Consider the following 18,985-nt stretch of genomic DNA (forward strand, 5'->3'; position numbering starts at 1 on the left):
CAACCATGCTCAGCTTGCAGTCGGAATGCGAGATATCGCGTGGTGGTATATCGGCTTGGAATGCGCGAACCGGACAGAGAGCAATGTGACCGGTTGGAAGGCGGCGATGTAGCTCGGGGGTAGGCTAGTTGCTGCCGATGGGGCATGGCGTCCCCGTCTAACGAGGTGAGCGAACATATGGACGACCGAGCGACGATGCCGCGGATTGCGGGGCCCGAGGATCATGTCGTCGTCGTCGGGGGCGGGTTCTCCGGCGCATTGTTTGCGGTCAACCTGATGCGGCATGAGGGGCCGCGCGTGACCTTGATCGAGCGGCGCGATCGGCAGCTTGCGCGGGGCGTCGCGTATAGTGCCGCGCATCCCGATCACTTGCTCAACGTCCGTGCGGGCAACATGAGTGCGCTGCCCGACGATCCCGATCACTTCGTCCGCTGGCTGGAGGCGCACGGCAAGGGCGACCGCAAGACCTTCGTGCCCCGCACGACCTATGGCGCGCATCTGCGCGAACTGCTCGATGCGGCGATCGCGGAATCGGATGGCCGGCTGGTGCATGTCGAGGGCGAGGTCTGCGCGATCGATCCGGTCGAACGCGACGGGGTGACGCTGACGATGGCGGATGGGCGCAAGATCGCGGCCGACACCGCGGTGCTCGCGCTCGGCAACCTGCCACCGCATACCCCGCCGGGGCTGAAGCCGGACATGCTGCCGACCGGTGTCTATTACGCGGACCCGTGGGCGGCCAATCTCGCCGAGGGACTGGGCGCGGACGACACCGTCGTGCTGGTCGGAACCGGGCTGACCGCGATCGACGCGGCGTTGCTGCTCGATGCGCAGGGGTTCGCCGGGCATATCCTGGCGACGTCGCGGCGCGGACTGTCGCCGCGGCGGCACGTCGATGGCGCGCCGGCGCACCGCGGCGTCTCGGACAAACCGCAGGGTGGGCTGACCGACCTCGTCCGCCATGTCCGCGCGCGAGCCGCCGAAGACGGCTGGCGCTGCGCAGTCGACGAGCTTCGCCCGGTCACGCAGATGCTGTGGGCCGCGGCGTCGCAGGAGGTGCGCGGGCGCTTCCTTCGCCATTTGCGGCCCTATTGGGACGTCCATCGCCACCGCCTGGCGCCTGCGGTTGCGGACCGTGTCGAGGCGCTCGTCGCGACCGGGCGGCTGAGCTTCGCAGCGGGAAAGATCGTATCTGCCGACGCCGACGGGACGCAGGCGAAGCTGACATGGCGGCCACGCGGCGAGACCGACCCGGTCGTCACGCGCGCCGCGCGGATCGTCAATTGCACCGGACCGCAGGGCGACCTGTTGCGGTCGGAAGAGCCGCTCGTGAAGCACCTGCTCGCGGCCGGTGCGATCCGCCCCGATCCGCTTCGGCTCGGCGTCGACGTCGATGCGCAGTCACGCACGATCCGTGCCGATGGGACGCCCGACGACCGGATCCACTGCATCGGGCCGATGACCCGCGGCGGATTGTGGGAAGTCGTCGCGGTACCCGATATCCGCGTCCAGAGCTGGGATCTCGCGCGCCGCCTGTCCAACGCGCAATGGGTTGGCGGCGAAGGTCTTTGACTGCGATCCGGCGCTTTTTCTCGGGTGATGCGGCGGGCGCCATCGTGCTGCTCGCGGCGGCGATAGCGGCGCTGATCGTCGCAAATTCGCCGTTCGCGCCAACCTACTTCGCGACACTGCACCACGCAGTCGGCGGGATGAGCGTCCATCACTGGATCGACGACGGCGCGATGGCGCTGTTCTTCCTGCTGATCGGGCTGGAGGTGAAGAGCGAGTTCGTCTCGGGGCATCTCTCGACCTGGGGCGAGCGGATCATGCCCGGTGCGGCGGCGCTCGCGGGCATGGCGGTGCCGGCGGGCCTCTATGTGCTCGTCAACATGGGTACGCCCGCCAATCTGCGTGGCTGGGCGATCCCGGCGGCAACCGACATCGCGTTCGCGCTCGGCATCCTGGCCCTGCTCGGGTCGCGCGTACCGACCTCGTTGAAGATACTGCTGACGGCGATCGCGGTGATCGACGACCTACTCGCGATTCTCGTCATCGCGGTGTTCTACACTGGTCATATCGCGCTGCTGCCGTTGCTTGCGGCGGGCTTGGGGCTGGGCGTGCTCGTCATCATGAACCTGTCGGGCGTGCGGTCGCTGGTGCCGTATCTGCTGATCGGCGTCGGCATCTGGTACGGTGTTCTGCTGTCGGGTGTGCATGCGACGCTCGCCGGTGTGGCGGTCGCGTTCACGATCCCGCTACGGACGGGAGACGGCCAGCCGCCGCTGAAACGTCTCGAACACGCACTCCAGCCCTGGTCGAGTTTCCTGATCGTGCCGGCGTTCGGGTTCGCCAACGCCGGCATCGCGTTCGGCGGGATGGTGGCGTCGGACGTGATCGCGCCGCTGCCGGTCGGGATCATGCTGGGACTGTTCCTCGGCAAACAGATCGGCATCTTCGCGACGATCCGCGGTCTCGTGACGTTCCGGCTAGCCGAGGCGCCCAGGAACGCGAGCTGGACGCAGGTGTACGGCATGGCGGTGCTGTGCGGGATCGGCTTCACGATGAGCCTGTTCATCGGTGGCCTCGCCTTCGCCGGCGCACCGCACGCGATGGACGCGGTGAAGGTCGGCGTGTTCGCGGGTTCGATCCTGTCGGGCGTCGCCGGCTGGCTGATCCTTCGCCGCACAGCACAGTGAGCCAGTGATGCTGATCGGCACTGAGCAGGCACTACCCCGGCGGAGGCCGGGGCCCAGTTGGGCAACGATGCTATCGACGGGTGCGCTTTGTTACAGCGACCTTTCCACCTGGGCCCCGGCCTCCGCCGGGGTGGTGCATCTTTGCCAGTACGGTAGCCGTCGATAATTCCGACAATACTACGCGAAACATATGCTCCGGCCGGCAATCGATCTCGAATTGCTACGTCACCGGAGCCTAATTGCCAGTCCTCGCGAACCGCCATCCTTCCGGCGGTACGCGCATGGGGACCGCAATGCACATTCTTCGTTTCGCCGCCGCCGCCGGACTTCTCGCCGGTATCGCCACGCCCGCGTTCGCACAGGACACCGCGCCGCCGTCTCCGGTAACCGTCTCCGGTTCGGTGACGCTCGCGACCGACTACCGCCTGCGCGGCGTGTCGCAGTCGGACAAGGACGGCGCGATCCAGGGCGGACTGACGATCGCGCACCAGAGCGGCGTGTATGTCGGCGCGTGGGGCTCGAACCTGTCGGGCTGGGGCAGTTTCGGCGGCTCGAACATGGAGCTCGACCTGATCGGCGGCTACAAGCACAAGCTCAGCCCCAGTGCGACGATCGATGTCGGGCTGACCTGGTACATGTATCCGGGCGGCGCATCGAAGACCGATTACGCCGAGCCCTATGTGAAGCTGAGCGGCACGACCGGTCCGGCGACGCTGACCGCGAGCGCCTTCTATGCGCCGAAGCAGCAGGCGCTCGGCAAATGGTATCGCACCGGCGCCGATGCCGCCGCGGGCGTCTACACCGACGCGGGCGACAAGAAGGACAATCTGTACCTTACCGGCGACGGCGCATTCGCGCTTCCCGGCACGCCGGTCACCGCCAAGGCGCATATCGGCCATAGCTGGGGCAATGACGGCCTCGGCCCCAACGCGACCAGCGCGGCGCCGACCGGCGACTATTGGGATTGGTCGCTCGGTGCGGACACTACGTATAAAAACCTGACGCTGAACGTGAGCTATGTCGACACCGACATCACGCGTCGCAGTGCCGCATATCTCCAGCCGAGCTTCAGCCACGGCCAGGACGGAACCGGATCGATCGCCGACGGCACGATCGTCGCCTCGCTCACCGCCGCCTTCTGAAGGATCGACCGATGCAGGATCTACTCTGGATAGCGTTCATGGTCGGACTGGTGGCGGCGACGCTCGCCTATGTCCGCCTGTGCGACAACGCCTGAGCCAATGAGGACACCATCATGACCCTCGACCTCTGGCTCGCCGCGATCGTCGCGCTCGGGCTGCTGTTTTACCTCGTGGCGGTGCTCATCCGTCCCGAACGCTTTTAGGAGCGCGTCGCCATGACATTCGAAGGATGGATTCTCATCCTGGGCTTCGTCGGCATCCTGCTGGCGTTGACCAAACCCGTCGGCATGTGGCTGTTCGCCTTGTACGAAGGCCGCCGCACGCCGATCCACGCGATCCTCGGCCCCGTCGAGACTGGCTTCTACAAGCTCAGCGGCATCGATCCGAAACAGGAGCAGGGCTGGCGCCGTTACGCGCTGCACATGATCATGTTCAACGCGATGCTGATGGCGCTGACCTACGCGGTGCTGCGTCTGCAGGGTGTCCTACCGGGCAATCCGCAGGGCTTGGCGGGGCTCAGCCCCCATCTCGCGTTCAACACCGCGATCAGCTTCACGACGAACACCAACTGGCAGAGCTACGGTGGCGAATCCACCGTGTCGAACTTCAGCCAGATGTTCGGCCTGACGATCCACAACTTCCTGTCGGCGGCTACCGGCATCGCGCTGGCGTTCGCGCTGTTCCGCGGGTTCGCGCGTAGGTCGAGTGCGACGATCGGCAATTTCTGGGCCGACATGACGCGCGTCACGCTGTACGTGCTCTTGCCGATCTGCGTCGTCGTGACGCTCTTCTACATCGCCAGCGGTGTCCCGCAGACGATGGCCGGCACGGTCGACATCACCACGCTCGAAGGGCTCAAGCAGACGCTGACGCTCGGGCCCGTGGCGAGCCAGGAAGCGATCAAGATGCTCGGCACCAATGGTGGCGGCTTCTTCAACGCGAACTCGGCGCATCCGTTCGAGAACCCGACCGCGCTCGTCAACCTCGTGCAGATGCTGTCGATCTTCCTGATCGGCTTCGGCCTGACCTGGACCTTCGGCAAGGCCGTCGGCAACACTAGGCAGGGCTGGGCGATCCTCTCGGCGATGCTCGTGCTGTTCCTCGCCGGCGTCACCGTCACCTATTGGCAGGAAGCCGCGGGTAACCCGATCCTCCACAACATCGGTGTCGCGGGCGGCAACATGGAAGGCAAGGAGGTCCGCTTCGGGATCGCCGCGTCGGCCCTGTTCTCGGTCATCACCACTGCAGCGTCGTGCGGTGCGGTCAACGGCATGCACGACAGCTTCACGGCGCTGGGCGGCATGATCCCGCTGCTCAACATCCAGCTCGGCGAAGTCGTAATCGGCGGCGTCGGTGCAGGCATCTACGGCTTCCTGCTGTTCGCCATACTCGCGGTGTTCGTCGCAGGCCTGATGGTCGGCCGCACGCCAGAATATGTCGGCAAGAAGATCGAGGCGCGCGAAGTGAAACTGGCGGTGCTGGCGATCGCCATACTGCCGCTCGTCATCCTCGGCTTCACAGCACTCAGCGCCGTGCTGCCGGACGGGCTTGCGGGGCCGCTCAACAAGGGTCCGCACGGGTTCAGCGAGATCCTCTACGCGTTCACCAGCGCGGTTGGGAACAACGGGTCGGCGTTCGCCGGGCTCACCGCCAACACGCCGTATTACAACGGCCTGCTGGGGGTCGCGATGTGGCTCGGGCGCTTCTTCATCATCGTGCCGATGCTCGCCATCGCCGGTGGTCTCGCGGCCAAGAAGTACACGCCGGAGAGTTCAGGCTCGTTCCCGACGACGGGCGCACTGTGGGTCGGCCTGCTGGTCGGGATCATCCTGATCGTCGGTGGCCTGACCTTCCTGCCGAGCCTCGCGCTCGGTCCCATCGCCGATCATCTCGCGATGATCAGCGGCAAAACCTTCTGACGGGACAAGCCAAAATGGCACGCACCCCTACCAAGTCGCTGTTCACGGCCGACTTGATCGTTCCCGCGATCGGCGACGCTTTCCGCAAGCTCGATCCGCGGCAGCTGATCCGCAACCCGGTGATGTTCGTCACCGCCGTCGTCGCCACGCTGCTGACGATCCTCGTCAATGTCGGCGGCGACGGGCTGTCGGTCGGCTTCAAGATCCAGCTGGTGATCTGGCTGTGGCTGACCGTGCTGTTCGGCACCTTCGCCGAAGCACTCGCCGAAGGCCGCGGCAAGGCGCAGGCCGCGTCGTTGCGCGCGACCAAGGCCGAACTGACCGCGCGCCGCATGAAGGGCGATCAGGTCGAGTCCGTCCCCGCCAGCATGCTCCGCGCGGGCGACATCGTCCTCGTCACGATAGGCGACCTGATCCCGGCCGACGGCGAAGTCGTCTGGGGCGTCGCCTCGGTCAACGAAGCCGCGATCACCGGCGAGAGCGCACCCGTGATCCGCGAAGCGGGCGGCGATCGCTCGGCGGTGACGGCGGGCACCCGCGTCATTTCCGACGAGATCAGGGTCAAGGTCACCGCCAATCCCGGCGAAGGCTTTCTCGACCGCATGATCGCACTCGTCGAGGGCGCCGAGCGGCAGAAGACACCGAACGAGATCGCGCTGACGCTGCTGCTCGTCGGCCTGACGATCATCTTCCTGATCGCGGTCGGCACGATCCCCGGTTTCGCGAGCTATGCGGGCGGCCGCGTGCCGGTCGCGATCCTCGCGGCGCTGCTGATCACGCTGATCCCGACCACGATCGCAGCCTTGCTGTCGGCGATCGGTATCGCGGGGATGGATCGTCTGGTGCGCTTCAACGTGCTGGCGAAGTCGGGTCGTGCGGTCGAGGCTGCGGGCGATATCGACGTGCTGCTGCTCGACAAGACCGGCACGATCACGATCGGCGATCGCCAGGCGAGCGAATTCCGCTCGGTCGGCGGCACGCGTGACGAGGATCTGGCTGAGGCGGCGTTGCTCGCCAGCCTCGCCGACGAAACGCCCGAGGGTCGCTCGATCGTCGTGCTGGCGCGCGAGAAGTTCGGCGTGACGACCAGCGAACTGCCGGGCGATGCGGAGGTCATCCCGTTCACCGCGCAGACGCGAATCTCGGGCGTGATCGTCGGCGGTTCGCTGATCCAGAAAGGCGCGGTCGACTCGATCTTGAAGGCCAATCCGGGGGCAGGGGCAACCGCCGCGGCCACCGAACTGCGCCGGATCACCGATGAGATCGCCCGTGCAGGCGGCACGCCGCTGGCGGTCGCTCGCGATGGGCGGTTGCTCGGTGCGATCTTCCTCAAGGACGTCGTGAAAGCCGGCATCCGCGAACGCTTCGGCGAGCTGCGCGCGATGGGCATCCGCACGGTGATGATCACCGGCGATAACCCGCTCACCGCCGCCGCGATCGCCGCCGAGGCGGGCGTCGACGACTTCCTCGCGCAGGCGACGCCCGAGGACAAGCTCGACCTGATCCGCAAGGAACAGCAGGGGGGCAGGCTGGTCGCGATGTGCGGCGACGGCACCAACGACGCGCCCGCGCTGGCGCAAGCCGACGTCGGCGTGGCAATGAACACCGGCACGCAGGCCGCGCGCGAGGCCGGCAACATGGTCGACCTCGACAGCGATCCGACCAAGCTGATCGAGATCGTCGGCCTCGGGAAGCAACTCCTGATGACCCGCGGTGCGCTGACGACCTTCTCGGTGGCGAACGACGTCGCGAAGTATTTCGCGATCATCCCGGCGATGTTCGTCGCGCTCTATCCGGGGCTTGGCGTGCTGAACGTGATGCGGCTGGGTTCGCCCGAAAGCGCGATCCTGTCGGCGATCATCTTCAACGCGATCATCATCCCGATGCTGGTGCCGCTCGCGCTCAAGGGCGTCGCGTACAAGCCGATGGCCGCGGGGCCGCTGCTCGCGCGCAACTTGGCGGTGTATGGTCTGGGGGGGCTGATCGCGCCGTTCGTGGGGATCAAGCTGATCGACCTTCTGGTCGGCGCCTTGGGGCTGGCATGATGGCCAAGCCTGACACGTCGTGCGTGCATGCACTCTTACACCAGCACCCAGCACCACCCCGGCGAAGGCCGGGGCCCAAGTGGGAAGGTCGCGGTAACGAAGCGCAACTCGAGTTGGCGACGTTTCCCAATTGGGCCCCGGCCTTCGCCGGGGTGGAGCTAGGGGGGAAGGTGCAAGGTGCGCCCTCAACCGCCCTCACCCCAAAGAATTGTTCAACCGCGAAGGCGGGTGCCCAGACTGGGTCCCCGCCTGCGCAGGGACACATGGAGACGACAGAATGACCTCCGATTTCACCTCCGCCCTCCGCCCGGCATTCGTCATGACGATCCTGTTCGCGCTGCTGCTCGGGATCGTCTACCCACTCGCCATGACCGGCATCGGACAAGCCATCTTCCCCAGCCAAGCGAACGGCAGCCTCGTCATGGCCAACGGCAAGGCGATCGGCTCGACCGTCGTCGGGCAGGCCTTCACCACCGATCGCTATTTCCAGACGCGCCCCTCCGCCGCCGGCAAGGGCTATGACGGCCTTGCATCGTCCGGCTCGAACTACGGCCCGACCAGCCAGGCGCTCGTCGATCGCACCAAGGCCGATGTCGCCAAGCGTCGCGCGGAAGGCGTGACCGGACCGCTCCCCGCCGATCTCGCCACCGCCTCTGGTTCGGGTCTCGATCCTGACCTGTCGCCGGCCTCGGCCTATGCGCAGATCAATCGCGTCGCGCGTACCCGCGGCCTGCCCACCGACAAGGTCCGCGCGCTGGTCACCGCCAACGTCGAGGGCCCGCTGCTCGGCATCCTTGGCGAACCGCGCGTCAACGTCTTCGCCCTCAACCGCGCCCTCGACGCAACGCGTTGAACGACGACACGCGGCCATCACCCGAGGCCCTTCTGCGACAGGCGTCGCAGGAGGGTCGCGGCCGTCTGAAGATCTTCCTCGGCGCCGCCCCCGGTGTCGGGAAAACCTACGAGATGCTCTCCGAAGGCGCGGAACGTCGCCGCGCAGGCGTCGATATCGTCATCGGCGTGGTCGAGACGCACGGCCGCGTCGAGACCGAAGCGCTCACGCGCGGCCACGAGATTGTCCCGCGCAAGGCGATCCCGTACGAAGGCCGCACGCTCGACGAGATGGACCTCGACGCCATCCTCGACCGCGCGCCGACGCTCGTCCTGGTCGACGAACTCGCCCACACCAACGCGCCCGGCAGCCGCCACCCGAAACGCTACCAGGACGTCGAGGAACTGCTCGCCGCGGGCATCGATGTCTATTCGACGATCAACATCCAGCACATAGAGAGCCTCAACGACGTCGTCGCGTCGTTCACGCGCGTCCGCGTCCGCGAGACCGTTCCCGACAGCATCGTCGAGGCGGCCGAGATCGAAGTCGTCGACATCCCGCCGGACGAACTGATCGAGCGGCTGAAGGCGGGCAAGGTCTACCTTCCCCACGAGGCGACGCGCGCGCTCGCGCACTTCTTCTCCAAGTCGAACCTGTCCGCCTTACGCGAACTCGCGCTCCGCCGCGCCGCGCAAGCCGTCGATGCGCAGATGCTCGAACACGTCCGCGCATTGGGCGTCGGCGGCACCTGGGCGGGCGGCGAGCGGATCGTCGTCGCGATCAGCGAGTTGCCCGGCGCGCTCGGGCTCGTCCGCGCCACCAAGCGGATCGCCGACGCGATGCACGCGCCGTGGACCGCAGTATATATCGAAACCCCCCGCGCGCAGACCTTCGGCGAGCCCGAGCACCGCCAGCTCGCCGCGGTTTTCAACCTGGCGACGCAACTCGGCGGCGACGTCGCGACCGTCCCCGCGACGTCGGTGGTCGACGGCCTCAAGACCTTCACGACCGAGGCGCGCGCGACGCAGCTCGTCGTCGGCAAGTCCACCCGTTCGCGCTGGTTCGAACTCCGCCACGGCTCGGTCGTCGACCAGATGGTCCGCGAGTCACCGGGAATCGCCGTCCACGTCTTGCCGATGGACCCGCCCACCGCGCCAGGGGGCACGCGCGTGCGGTCCGGCGGATGGGGCAGCAAGGCGGGCTACGCCTGGACGACGGCGATGGTCGCGGGTGTCACCGGCGTCGCCAGCGCGCTGTTCCACATTCTCAACCTCGGCAACGTCGCGCTGCTGTATCTGCTCCCGGTGATGGCCGCGGCGAGCCTGTTCGGCCTGCGTACCGGGTTGTTCGCCGGGATCGCCTCGTCGATCGCGTACAATTTCTTCTTCCTGCCGCCGACCGGCACGCTGACGATCAACAATCCCGAGAACGTGATCTCGATCCTCGTGCTGCTCGGCATCGCGTTCGTGACGAGCCAGCTCACGTCGCGCGTCCGTGCGCAGGCCGACATCGCCGCCGCCAGCGCACGCACCAACGCAGCACTCGCCGGATTCCTGCGTCAACTGACCTCGCTTAACGAGCCGGTCGCGCTCGCCCGCGCCATCTGCGAGGAGATCGGACGGCTGTTCGGCGTGCGGGCGGTGATCCTCGTCGCGGAGGACCCTGGCCTTGCGGTGCAGGCAGCGAACGGCGCGGATTACCGGCTCGAAACGATGGAGATGGCGGCCGCGCAATGGGCCTATGATACGGGCGCGCCGGCCGGTCGCGGGTCGAGTACGCTGGCGGCGTCGGAGTGGTTCTTCCAGCCGTTGCGCTCGGGCGAGCGGACGCTGGCGGTGCTCGGGCTCGCGCGTGAGGCTGGCGGCGATCCGGTGCGGTCGGACCAGTTGCCGTTGCTCATGAGCCTCGTCGATCAGGCCTCCCTCGTGCTCGAACGCGCGCGGCTGGAGGTCGAGATGCGCGATGTCGATGCGGTGCGCGAGCGCGATCGGTTGCGGCAGGCGTTGCTGTCGTCGGTCAGCCACGACCTGCGCACGCCGCTGACGTCGGTGATGGCGGCGGCGGCGGAACTGCACCGCGGCGTCACGCCCGAGCTGATCGACACGATCGAGACCGAGGCGGCGCGGCTCAATCGCTTCGTCGGCAACCTGCTCGACATGGCCCGCGTCGAGGCGGGGGCGCTTCGGTTGCGGCTCGAACCGACCGACCTTACCGACGCGGTGGCGGGCGCGGTGCACGACACGAAACGCGTGCTCGAAGGCCACGCGATCGAACTCGACGTTGCGCCGAACCTTCCTCTGGTCCGCGTTGACCCGCAACTATTGCATCATTGCCTGCTCAACCTGCTCGACAATGCCGGCCGCTATGCCGATCCGGGGACGCCGATCGTGGTACGCGCGGAACACCGCTTCGGGATGCTCCGGCTGTCGGTGATCGACCAGGGGCCGGGCTTGCCACCCGGCCGCGAGAAGGAGGTGTTCGAGACGTTCCGCCGCCTCGAAGGCTCCGACCGCGCGATCGGCGGCACCGGCCTCGGGCTTGCGATCGTCAAGGCATTCGCCGAAGCGATGGGGATGACCGTCGAAGCCAGCAACCGCGAAGACCTGACGGGCGCACGGTTCAGCCTGTGCTTCCCCGTGGCGCTGCTCGTCCGCGACACCGACGGAGCGAACATATGAGCACACAAAGGGTCCTGATAGTGGACGACGAACTGCATATCCGGCGGTTGTTGAAGAACACACTGGAACGGGCGGGATACGGTGTCGAGGAGGCGGTCGACGCGCGCGAGGCGCTGCGGATTGCGGGGAGGCGGCCGTTGACTGCGGTGCTGCTGGACCTGGGGTTGCCCGACCGCGACGGACTCGAACTGGTGCCGCTGCTGAAGAAGCTCGGCGATCCGATCATCCTCGTCGTCTCCGCGCGCGAGGCGACCGACCAGAAGGTGGCCGCGCTCGATCTCGGGGCCGAGGATTACGTGACGAAGCCGTTCGATACCGAAGAGCTGCTTGCGCGGTTGCGGGTCGCCTTGCGCGGTCGAGGGGAGGCGACGTCTCGGCCGACGGTCCTGCGCGCGCATGGGGTGGAGATCGATTTCGAACACCGTCTCGTCCGGCGCGGGAACGAGGAAGCGCATCTGACGCGGAAGGAGTTCGACGTGCTGTCGGCGCTCGCGGCGCATCCGGGGCGGGTCGTGACGCACCAGCGGATCCTGGAGGCGGCGTGGCCGACCGATCACGACCGGCGGATCGAGTATCTCCGTATCGTGGTGCGTAACCTCCGTCAGAAGCTGGAGGGGACCGGGGGCGTCGGCACGGTCATCGCGAACGAACTCGGGATCGGGTACCGACTCCTCGTTGACGCCTGAGTTGAGAAACTTGTTTGCCCGCGAAGGCGGGGATCGAGACTGGGCTCCCGCCTTCGCGGGAGAACAAGGAAGCAGTCGGTTCGCTGGTAAATGCACGCAGCCAACCGTCACTAGCGAAGGCCGGGGAATCCCCGCAGTAGGTCGCCCCTGCCGCGCGAGGTCCCGGCTTTCGCCGGGATGACGGGGTTGCGCACAATGTAAGCACTATGGCTCCCCCTCAAAACCAATCTCGAACGCATATGCCGCTGGCGATAGCTGAAGTGTCGCATGACCGACGCCCATCGCCTCCGCACCGATCTCAGTCTCCGGCCGAGTGGAATCCTGTTGCTCGCAATTGCCGTCATCGCGGTCCACACGCTCGCTCGCCTCCACCCGGAAACCGGCCCGTTTGTGTTCCTGCTCGGCATGACCGGCTTCGTTTGCGCGAGTGCCGGCGCGATGCTGTTGGTGGTCGGCGGCCACATCCACGACCCGGTCAGGATCAGCGCCCGCTGGCAACGCGCCGCGCGATAGGCGCGCCCGCCGCGGGACCTGTCGACGCGCGCGCCCGCCGTCACTATGCTACCGCATTGCAGCATGATGACGACAAGGGAGCGCTCTGCATGATCGGTCGACGCGAAGTAGTAACCGCGCTTGGTCTGTTGGGTGTCCTCCCACAGGCCGCCGCCGCGATGCGGGCAGCGCCCGGCAAGGCCGAGCCGTTCTCTTGGGACGTGCTCCAGCAGCGCGCCGCGACGCTCGCCACCAAGCCATACGCCGCCCCCGCCAAGGTCGCCGCCGCCGCCGCGATCGATTACGACAAGGTCGGCAGCATCCGCTTCCGCGCGGACAAGACGCTGGCGGGCGGTATCCGCCTGTTCCCGCTCGGCCGCTATGCGCCGATGCCGGTCGCGATAAACGTCGTCGAGGGCGGGCAAGCGCGCCGCATCGACTTCTCGCGCGACCTGTTCGAGGCCGAAGAGGGCCACGCCGCCGCGCTCGGCATCGCCGGGTTCCGCGCGATGGCACCGGGCGGGACCAGCGACTGGATGGCGTTCCAGGGCGCGTCCTATTTTCGGACCGCCGGCGCGCAGGACCAGTACGGCCTGTCCGCGCGCGGGCTCGCGATCAACACCGGGCTGCCGGGCCGCGAGGAATTCCCCGACTTCACCGAATTCTGGATCGAGCGAACCGGCGCGGACGCGTACACGATCTATGCGCTGATGGACGGCGCGAGCGTCACCGGCGCGTATCGCATCCAGTCGCGCCATGTTGCCGGCGCGGGCGTCGAGCAGCAGGTTTCGTCCGTGCTCAACGTCCGCCGCGACATCGAACGACTCGGCATCGCGCCGGCGACCAGCATGTTCTGGTACGGCGAAGGCAACCGCGCCGCGGCGGTCGACTGGCGTCCCGAGATCCACGATTCGGACGGTCTGGCGCTGCTCACCGGTGCCGGCGAACGCATCTGGCGTCCGCTCAACAACCCGCCGCACGATACGCTGGACAGTTTTGCGGACCAGGCGCCCAAGGGCTTCGGGCTGATCCAGCGCGACCGGAATTTCGATCACTATCAGGACGACGGCGCGTTCTACGATCGCCGGCCGAACCTGTGGGTCCAGCCGCAGGGCGACTGGGGCAAGGGCGCGGTAATGCTCTATGCGTTCCCGACCAACAGCGAGACGGTCGACAATGTCGTCTCGTTCTGGACCCCGGCCGCGCCTGCGAAGGCCGGGCAGCGGTTGCAGTTCGATTACTCGCTGTCGTGGAAATCGACCGATCCGACCGCCGTCGCCGCGACCGCGCACGTCGTCGATTGCTGGCAGGGCGTCGCCGGCCGACCGGGCGCCGAGCCGGTCAAGGGCGCGCGGAAACTCGTGATCGATTTCATCGGCGACGGTCTCGCTGGCCTCGATCGGCAGAGCGGGGTGACCGCCAAGATCGACGTCGTCCGCGGTAAGGTGCTCACCAACGCGGCCTACCCCGTCGTCGGCCAGAAGAACCGCTGGCGCGTCACCGCCGACGTGGCCCCCGATGCGCAAGGGCCCGCCGACGTCAGGCTGTTCCTCACGCGTGGCGGCCGCGCGCTCAGCGAAACCGTCCTGACCCCGATCTTCTGATGCCCGCGCTTCCCGCAATGATGCCGGGCGAAACGCCGATCGAGATGCCCCCGCAGCGTTTCGACGGCCCGCCGCCGCCCTGGTCCGCGCCCGAGCCCGGGCCGGGCATGGTCGTGTCCTCCGACGACATGCTCGCGCGTCGCATCCTCCTCGTGCTGATGACCGGGCTGCTGGCAACCGCGGCGTCATCGGCCGTGCAGGAATCGCTGCTCGCCGACGGATTGAGCTTCTGGGACGCGGCGTTGCTCGCGCTGTTCTTTCCGCTGTTCGCGTGGATCGCGTTCGGGTTCATGAACGCCGCGATCGGCTTCGTGCTGTTGATGACCGGCGGGCATCCGGGGTTCGTCCCGACGCCTCGTCAGTCCGAACCGCTTGAGGGCCGCACCGCGATCCTGATGCCGGTCCACAACGAGGACATCGACGCGGTGTTCGAGCGGATCGCCTGGATGGCGCGCGCGATCGCCGCCGGCGGTGTCGCCGACCGGTTCGATATCTTTATCCTGAGCGATTCTGGCGAAGCGGCGGAAGCGGCCGAGGTCGCGGCGTGGGAGCGTCTCGCGCCGGCTCTCGACTGTGCGCTCTATTACCGCCGCCGGACCGTGAACGTCGGCCGCAAGCCCGGCAACGTGGCGGAGTGGATCCGGCGGTTCGGCGGCGGCTATCGCTACATGCTGATGCTCGACGCGGACAGTTTGATGGGCGGCAACACGATCATCGGCATGGCGCAGGTCCTCGAACGGCGGCCCGCGGTGGCGCTCCTCCAGACCGTGCCGGCGGTGATCAACGGCGTGACGTTCTTCCAGCGCTGGATGCAGTTCGCCAGTCGGTTGTATGGTCCGATTTCCACCGCCGGGCTGGTCTGGTGGTCGGGCTCGGAGGCGACATTCTGGGGACATAATGCGCTGATCCGGATCGAGGCGTTCGCATCGAGTTGCGGGCTACCCGACCTGCCAGGGCGCGCGCCGTTCGGCGGCGTCATCATGAGCCACGACATGGTCGAGGCGGCGCTGCTCCGCAGGCGCGGCTGGCGCGTGCACATGCTGATGACCGAGGAGACGTTCGAGGAATATCCGCCGACGCTGATCGACGCGGCGGTGCGCGACCGGCGCTGGGCGCAGGGGAATATCCAGCATCTCAGCCTGCTGACGTCGTCGGGGTTCCACTGGGTCAGCCGGCTGCAATTGCTGATGGGCGCGTCGGCGTTCATCACCTCGCCGGTGTGGCTGCTGATGATCGCGACCAGCGTCGTGCAGGCGCTGATCGGCGAGCGCAACATCGTCGAGGCGCAGACCTCGCTGCAGGTGCTGTTCGTCACGCTGTTGCTGCTGTTCGGGCCGAAGCTGCTGAGCGTGATCTGGGCGATCTCGAACGCGGAGCGGCGCGCGGGGTTCGGCGGGCGGCGCGGGATCGTCAGGTCGGTGCTGATCGACGTACCGTTCTCGATGCTGTCAGCGCCGGTGATCGCGTTGACCCAGACGATGGATCTCGCCGGCATATTGATGGGGCGAAAGTCCGGCTGGGCGCCGCAGAACCGCGATGCGCACGAACTGTCGCTGGCGGACGTTATGCCGCGGTATCGCTGGCATGTCGGGGTGGGGGTGGCGTTGTTGCTCGTGACGCCGTTCGCGCCGGTCACCGCGGCGTGGCTCGCGCCGGTGACGCTCGGGTTGTTGCTCAGTCCGTTCCTGACGATGCTGACCGCGAGCGAAAAGGCGGGGCGGTGGGCCTTGTCGCACGGGATGTTCGTCGAGCCGGGCGAGCATGTTTCGGTGCTCTCGCGGCCTTCGTTACCCGCGCACACCAGCGAACTCCCGTCATCCTGACGAAAGTCAGGACCCAGGGTAACTGAGCGTCCTCCGTCTTGGATCTGGATCCTGACTTCGTCAGGATGACGGCGCGTTACGCCCTGTGCCCGCTCAGTTCGGCTCCCGCATCCACCGCGAACCGGCGGTTCCAGATCGTCGCCGACGCCGACACCGCGGTCACCACCAGGAACGCCAGCGTGAAGTCCGCCAGTGCCGGCCGCGTCGCACCCGTCCCGAGCATTCCGACATGCAGCGACGCTGCGCCGACGCAGATGCCGAGCGAGAGCATGAGCTGCTGGAACGTCGCGTAGAAGCTGGTCGCGCTGCTCATCCGTGACGAGGGAATCTCGTCATACGCGATCGTGTTGTACGCCGAGAACTGGAACGACATGAAGAACCCCGAGATCATCAGCACGCCGAAGATGGCCGGGATCGGCCAGTCCGGGCGAAACAGCCCGGCGACTGCGTAGCCCGAACTCGCGCAGAGGCCGCCGACGATCAGGCTGTTGCGGAACCCGAAGCGTCTGAGCACGCGCGGGGCCAGGCTCTTCATCATCAGCGAGCCGATCGCGCCGGCGATCGTGATCGCACCGCTCGCCGCGGCGGTCATTCCGAAGCCCAATTGGAGCATCATCGGCAGCAGGAACGGCTGCGCGCCTTGCGTGATGCGCGTCAGCGATCCGCCGATCACCGACAGCCGGAAGGTCGGGATCCGCATCAACGACAGGTCCAGGATCGGATCGCTGCGGTGCTTGGCATGGCGGATATAGAACCCGCCTGCGATCAGCCCGGCGACGATCAGCACGACCGCACGCGACAGTTCGCCGGTGCGGCTGGTCATCTCGAACCCGAACAACAGGCAGCCCAGCGACACGCCCGACAGGATGAAGCCAGGTATGTCGAAGCGCGCCGGCTTGTCCTCGCGGACCTCGCCGATGAAGCGCGTCACCAGGATCACGCCGAGCAGGCCGATCGGCACGTTGAGGTAAAAGATCCAGCGCCAGTCGAGATACGTCACGATCGCGCCGCCGACCGGTGGCCCCAGGATCGGGCCGATCAGCGCGGGCATGATCAGCCACGACATCGCCTGGACCATGTCCTCCTTGGCGACGCTGCGGAGCAGGACGAGGCGGCCGATCGGGATCATCATCGCGCCGCCGAGCCCTTGCAGGAAACGCGCGCCCATCATGAACGGCAGGCTGGTCGCCTGGCCGCACAGCATCGATCCGCCGACGAAAATGAGGATCGCCGCGCGGAAGATCGTGCGCGAGCCGAACCGGTCGGCGAGGCGCCCGCTCGCGGGAATGAAGATCGCGAGCGCCAGCAGGTACGAGGTCAGCGCCGAACTCATGCTGGTCGCGGGCACGCCGAAATCGCGCGCCATCGTCGGCAGCGCGGTCGCGAGCACGGTCGAGTCCATCTGCTCCATGAACAGCGCGCAGGCGATGATCAGCGCGGTAACGCGGTAGTTGCTCGGCGTATGCGGCAGCGCGTCCGGGTCCTTGGCGACGCGCGCGATAGTGTCGGCAGCGGGCATGATGCCGTCGCGAATTTCGCTGTTGATCGACGCCAGCCCACGGCGACGCAGCCTCATGCCTGCCACCCCCCGCCCAGCGCCTTGAAGACGTCGACCTGGCGATCGACCAGCAGCGCGTCGGATGCGGCGAGGTTGGCCTGCGCGGTGGTCAGCGCGGCCTGCGCGGTCAGCAGCGACAGGAAGTCGGTGCGGCCGAAGCGGTACAGCGTGCCGGCCTGATCCGCGGCGCGTGCGGCGCTCGCCTGCGCACGGCGTAATGACGCATTGCGATCGCCTTCGCGCGCATAGGCGGACAGTGCGGTCTCGGTCTGGCGGAGCGCTTCGAGCGTGGTCGAATCGAACTGCGCGAGCGCCTGGTCCGCGCTGGCGCCGGCCTGGGCAATCTGCGCGCGGATGACTGGGCGGTTGGGGAAGCTCCAGCTGATCAGCGGTCCAAGCCCGAGATGGAACGCATTGGTCGAGCCGAGCGACGACACCGGCCCGGTGAACCCGGCCGAGCCGCCTAGGCTGACCTGCGGATAGAGGTTGGCCGTAGCGACGCCGATCCGCGCGGTCGCGGCGGCAAGCGAGCGTTCGGCCTGGCGTATGTCGGGACGGCGCTGAATCAGCGCGCTGCCATCGCCGATCGGCAATGGCCGGTCTAGCGCGGGCGGCTTGGCACAAGTCTCGACGTCCCGCGGATAGTCCGCTGGCGCGCGGCCCATCAGCGTGGCGAGCCGGTACAGCGCGGCGGTGCGCGTCGCGACCTGCGACGGGATCAACGCCTCGCTCTGGTCGACCGCGGTCCGCGCGCGCGTCACGTCGAATGCGGTACCGCGGCCGCCGCGTTGCAGGCGTTGCGTGACGTTGAGCGTCTGGCGTTGCAGTGCGAGGATGCGGTTGTTCGCGGCGAGCACCATGTTGGCCGTGCAGGCGGTGGCATAGCTGCGCGCGGTTTCGGCGGCGACCGTCACGCGGACGTTGTCGCGCGCGGCGGCGACGGCCTCGGCATCGCCTTGGGCCGCCTCGATTGCGCGGCGGATGCGGCCCGACAGGTCGAGTGGGTAGGCGAGCGTGATGCCGAGGTTGTAGTCGAGCGTGCCGGGCAGGCTGCCGCCGGTCGTATAGGGGCGGTCGAGGGAGGTGCCGCCGCCGAGGACGGTCGACAGCGTGCGGCCAGCTGCGATTTCGGCGACGACTGCGTCGGCGCGGCGCAGGTTGGCGTCGGCGGCGCGGAGGTCGGTGTTGGCGGCGAGCGCTTCGGTGACGAACGAGTCGAGGCGGGCGTCGCCGTAGAGTTGCCACCAATGGTCGGGGAGGGGGGCGTTGGCGAACGCCTTCTCGTGGCCGCTGTCGAAAGTGCCTTGGGCGGAGGGGCGGTTGACGACTGCGGACTCGGGGAGGGCGTATTTCGGGCCGGCGGTGGTGCAGGCGGCGAGGGCTAGCGCGAATGCTGCCGCAACTGCTCCCCTCCCTGGAAGGGAGGGGTTGGGGGTGGGAAGGCCGGCTCGTGCCACAACGGTTCGGATTTGTGGAAGCCTACCCACCCCCGGCCCCTCCCTTTCAGGGA

14 protein-coding genes are annotated in these 18,985 nt (G+C 67.6%); 12 read left to right on the plus strand and 2 right to left on the minus strand.

Annotated features, from left to right (window positions below):
* Window positions 1-177 precede the first annotated feature (177 nt).
* The 12 genes from C8J42_RS15470 (at window position 178) to mdoH (ending at window position 15,917) form a co-directional block, all read left to right on the plus strand.
* Window positions 178-1,572, plus strand: a complete 1,395-nt coding sequence (locus C8J42_RS15470) for an FAD/NAD(P)-binding protein (RefSeq protein WP_133020784.1) — start codon at window positions 178-180, stop codon at window positions 1,570-1,572.
* On the plus strand, window positions 1,569-2,696 hold the full coding sequence (gene nhaA / locus C8J42_RS15475) for a Na+/H+ antiporter NhaA (protein ID WP_243644493.1): 1,128 nt from the start codon (window positions 1,569-1,571) through the stop codon (window positions 2,694-2,696). The genes C8J42_RS15470 and nhaA overlap by 4 nt, the downstream gene beginning before the upstream one ends.
* Window positions 2,697-2,989: 293 nt before the next feature.
* Window positions 2,990-3,838: a TorF family putative porin gene (locus C8J42_RS15480; protein ID WP_133020786.1), complete on the plus strand. Its 849-nt coding sequence runs from the start codon at window positions 2,990-2,992 to the stop codon at window positions 3,836-3,838.
* Window positions 3,839-3,951: 113 nt separating this feature from the next.
* The gene (kdpF, locus tag C8J42_RS15485; protein WP_055875324.1) at window positions 3,952-4,041 is read left to right on the plus strand and encodes a K(+)-transporting ATPase subunit F; all 90 of its coding nucleotides are present in this window, start codon (window positions 3,952-3,954) and stop codon (window positions 4,039-4,041) included.
* 12 nt (window positions 4,042-4,053) lie between these two features.
* Window positions 4,054-5,757, plus strand: a complete 1,704-nt coding sequence (gene kdpA / locus C8J42_RS15490; protein WP_133020787.1) for a potassium-transporting ATPase subunit KdpA — start codon at window positions 4,054-4,056, stop codon at window positions 5,755-5,757.
* Between the two features lie 14 nt (window positions 5,758-5,771).
* A complete protein-coding gene (gene kdpB / locus C8J42_RS15495; RefSeq protein ID WP_133020788.1) occupies window positions 5,772-7,802 on the plus strand; it encodes a potassium-transporting ATPase subunit KdpB in 2,031 nt (676 codons plus the stop codon).
* A 277-nt stretch (window positions 7,803-8,079) separates the two neighbouring features.
* A complete protein-coding gene (gene kdpC / locus C8J42_RS15500) occupies window positions 8,080-8,655 on the plus strand; it encodes a potassium-transporting ATPase subunit KdpC (RefSeq protein WP_133020789.1) in 576 nt (191 codons plus the stop codon).
* A complete protein-coding gene (locus C8J42_RS15505; protein ID WP_133020790.1) occupies window positions 8,652-11,312 on the plus strand; it encodes a sensor histidine kinase KdpD in 2,661 nt (886 codons plus the stop codon). The genes kdpC and C8J42_RS15505 overlap by 4 nt, the downstream gene beginning before the upstream one ends.
* Window positions 11,309-11,998 (plus strand): response regulator transcription factor, encoded by a 690-nt coding sequence (locus C8J42_RS15510; protein ID WP_133020791.1) that lies wholly within the window; start codon window positions 11,309-11,311, stop codon window positions 11,996-11,998. The genes C8J42_RS15505 and C8J42_RS15510 overlap by 4 nt, the downstream gene beginning before the upstream one ends.
* A gap of 267 nt (window positions 11,999-12,265) precedes the next feature.
* Window positions 12,266-12,511, plus strand: a complete 246-nt coding sequence (locus C8J42_RS15515; protein ID WP_133020792.1) for a hypothetical protein — start codon at window positions 12,266-12,268, stop codon at window positions 12,509-12,511.
* A gap of 89 nt (window positions 12,512-12,600) precedes the next feature.
* Window positions 12,601-14,094: a glucan biosynthesis protein gene (locus C8J42_RS15520; protein ID WP_133020793.1), complete on the plus strand. Its 1,494-nt coding sequence runs from the start codon at window positions 12,601-12,603 to the stop codon at window positions 14,092-14,094.
* Window positions 14,094-15,917, plus strand: a complete 1,824-nt coding sequence (gene mdoH / locus C8J42_RS15525; protein WP_243644495.1) for a glucans biosynthesis glucosyltransferase MdoH — start codon at window positions 14,094-14,096, stop codon at window positions 15,915-15,917. Before C8J42_RS15520 ends, mdoH begins: the two co-directional genes overlap by 1 nt.
* A gap of 76 nt (window positions 15,918-15,993) precedes the next feature.
* On the opposite strand, the gene C8J42_RS15530 is transcribed toward mdoH, so the two are convergent.
* Window positions 15,994-17,493 (minus strand): DHA2 family efflux MFS transporter permease subunit, encoded by a 1,500-nt coding sequence (locus C8J42_RS15530; protein WP_133020794.1) that lies wholly within the window; start codon window positions 17,491-17,493, stop codon window positions 15,994-15,996.
* Window positions 17,490-18,932, minus strand: coding sequence for a TolC family protein (locus C8J42_RS15535; RefSeq protein ID WP_243644497.1), 1,443 nt, complete (start codon window positions 18,930-18,932; stop codon window positions 17,490-17,492). Before C8J42_RS15535 ends, C8J42_RS15530 begins: the two co-directional genes overlap by 4 nt.
* Window positions 18,933-18,985 lie beyond the last annotated feature (53 nt).

It is taken from the genome of Sphingomonas sp. PP-CE-1A-559 (genome assembly GCF_004340965.1).
Lineage (GTDB): Bacteria > Pseudomonadota > Alphaproteobacteria > Sphingomonadales > Sphingomonadaceae > Sphingomonas.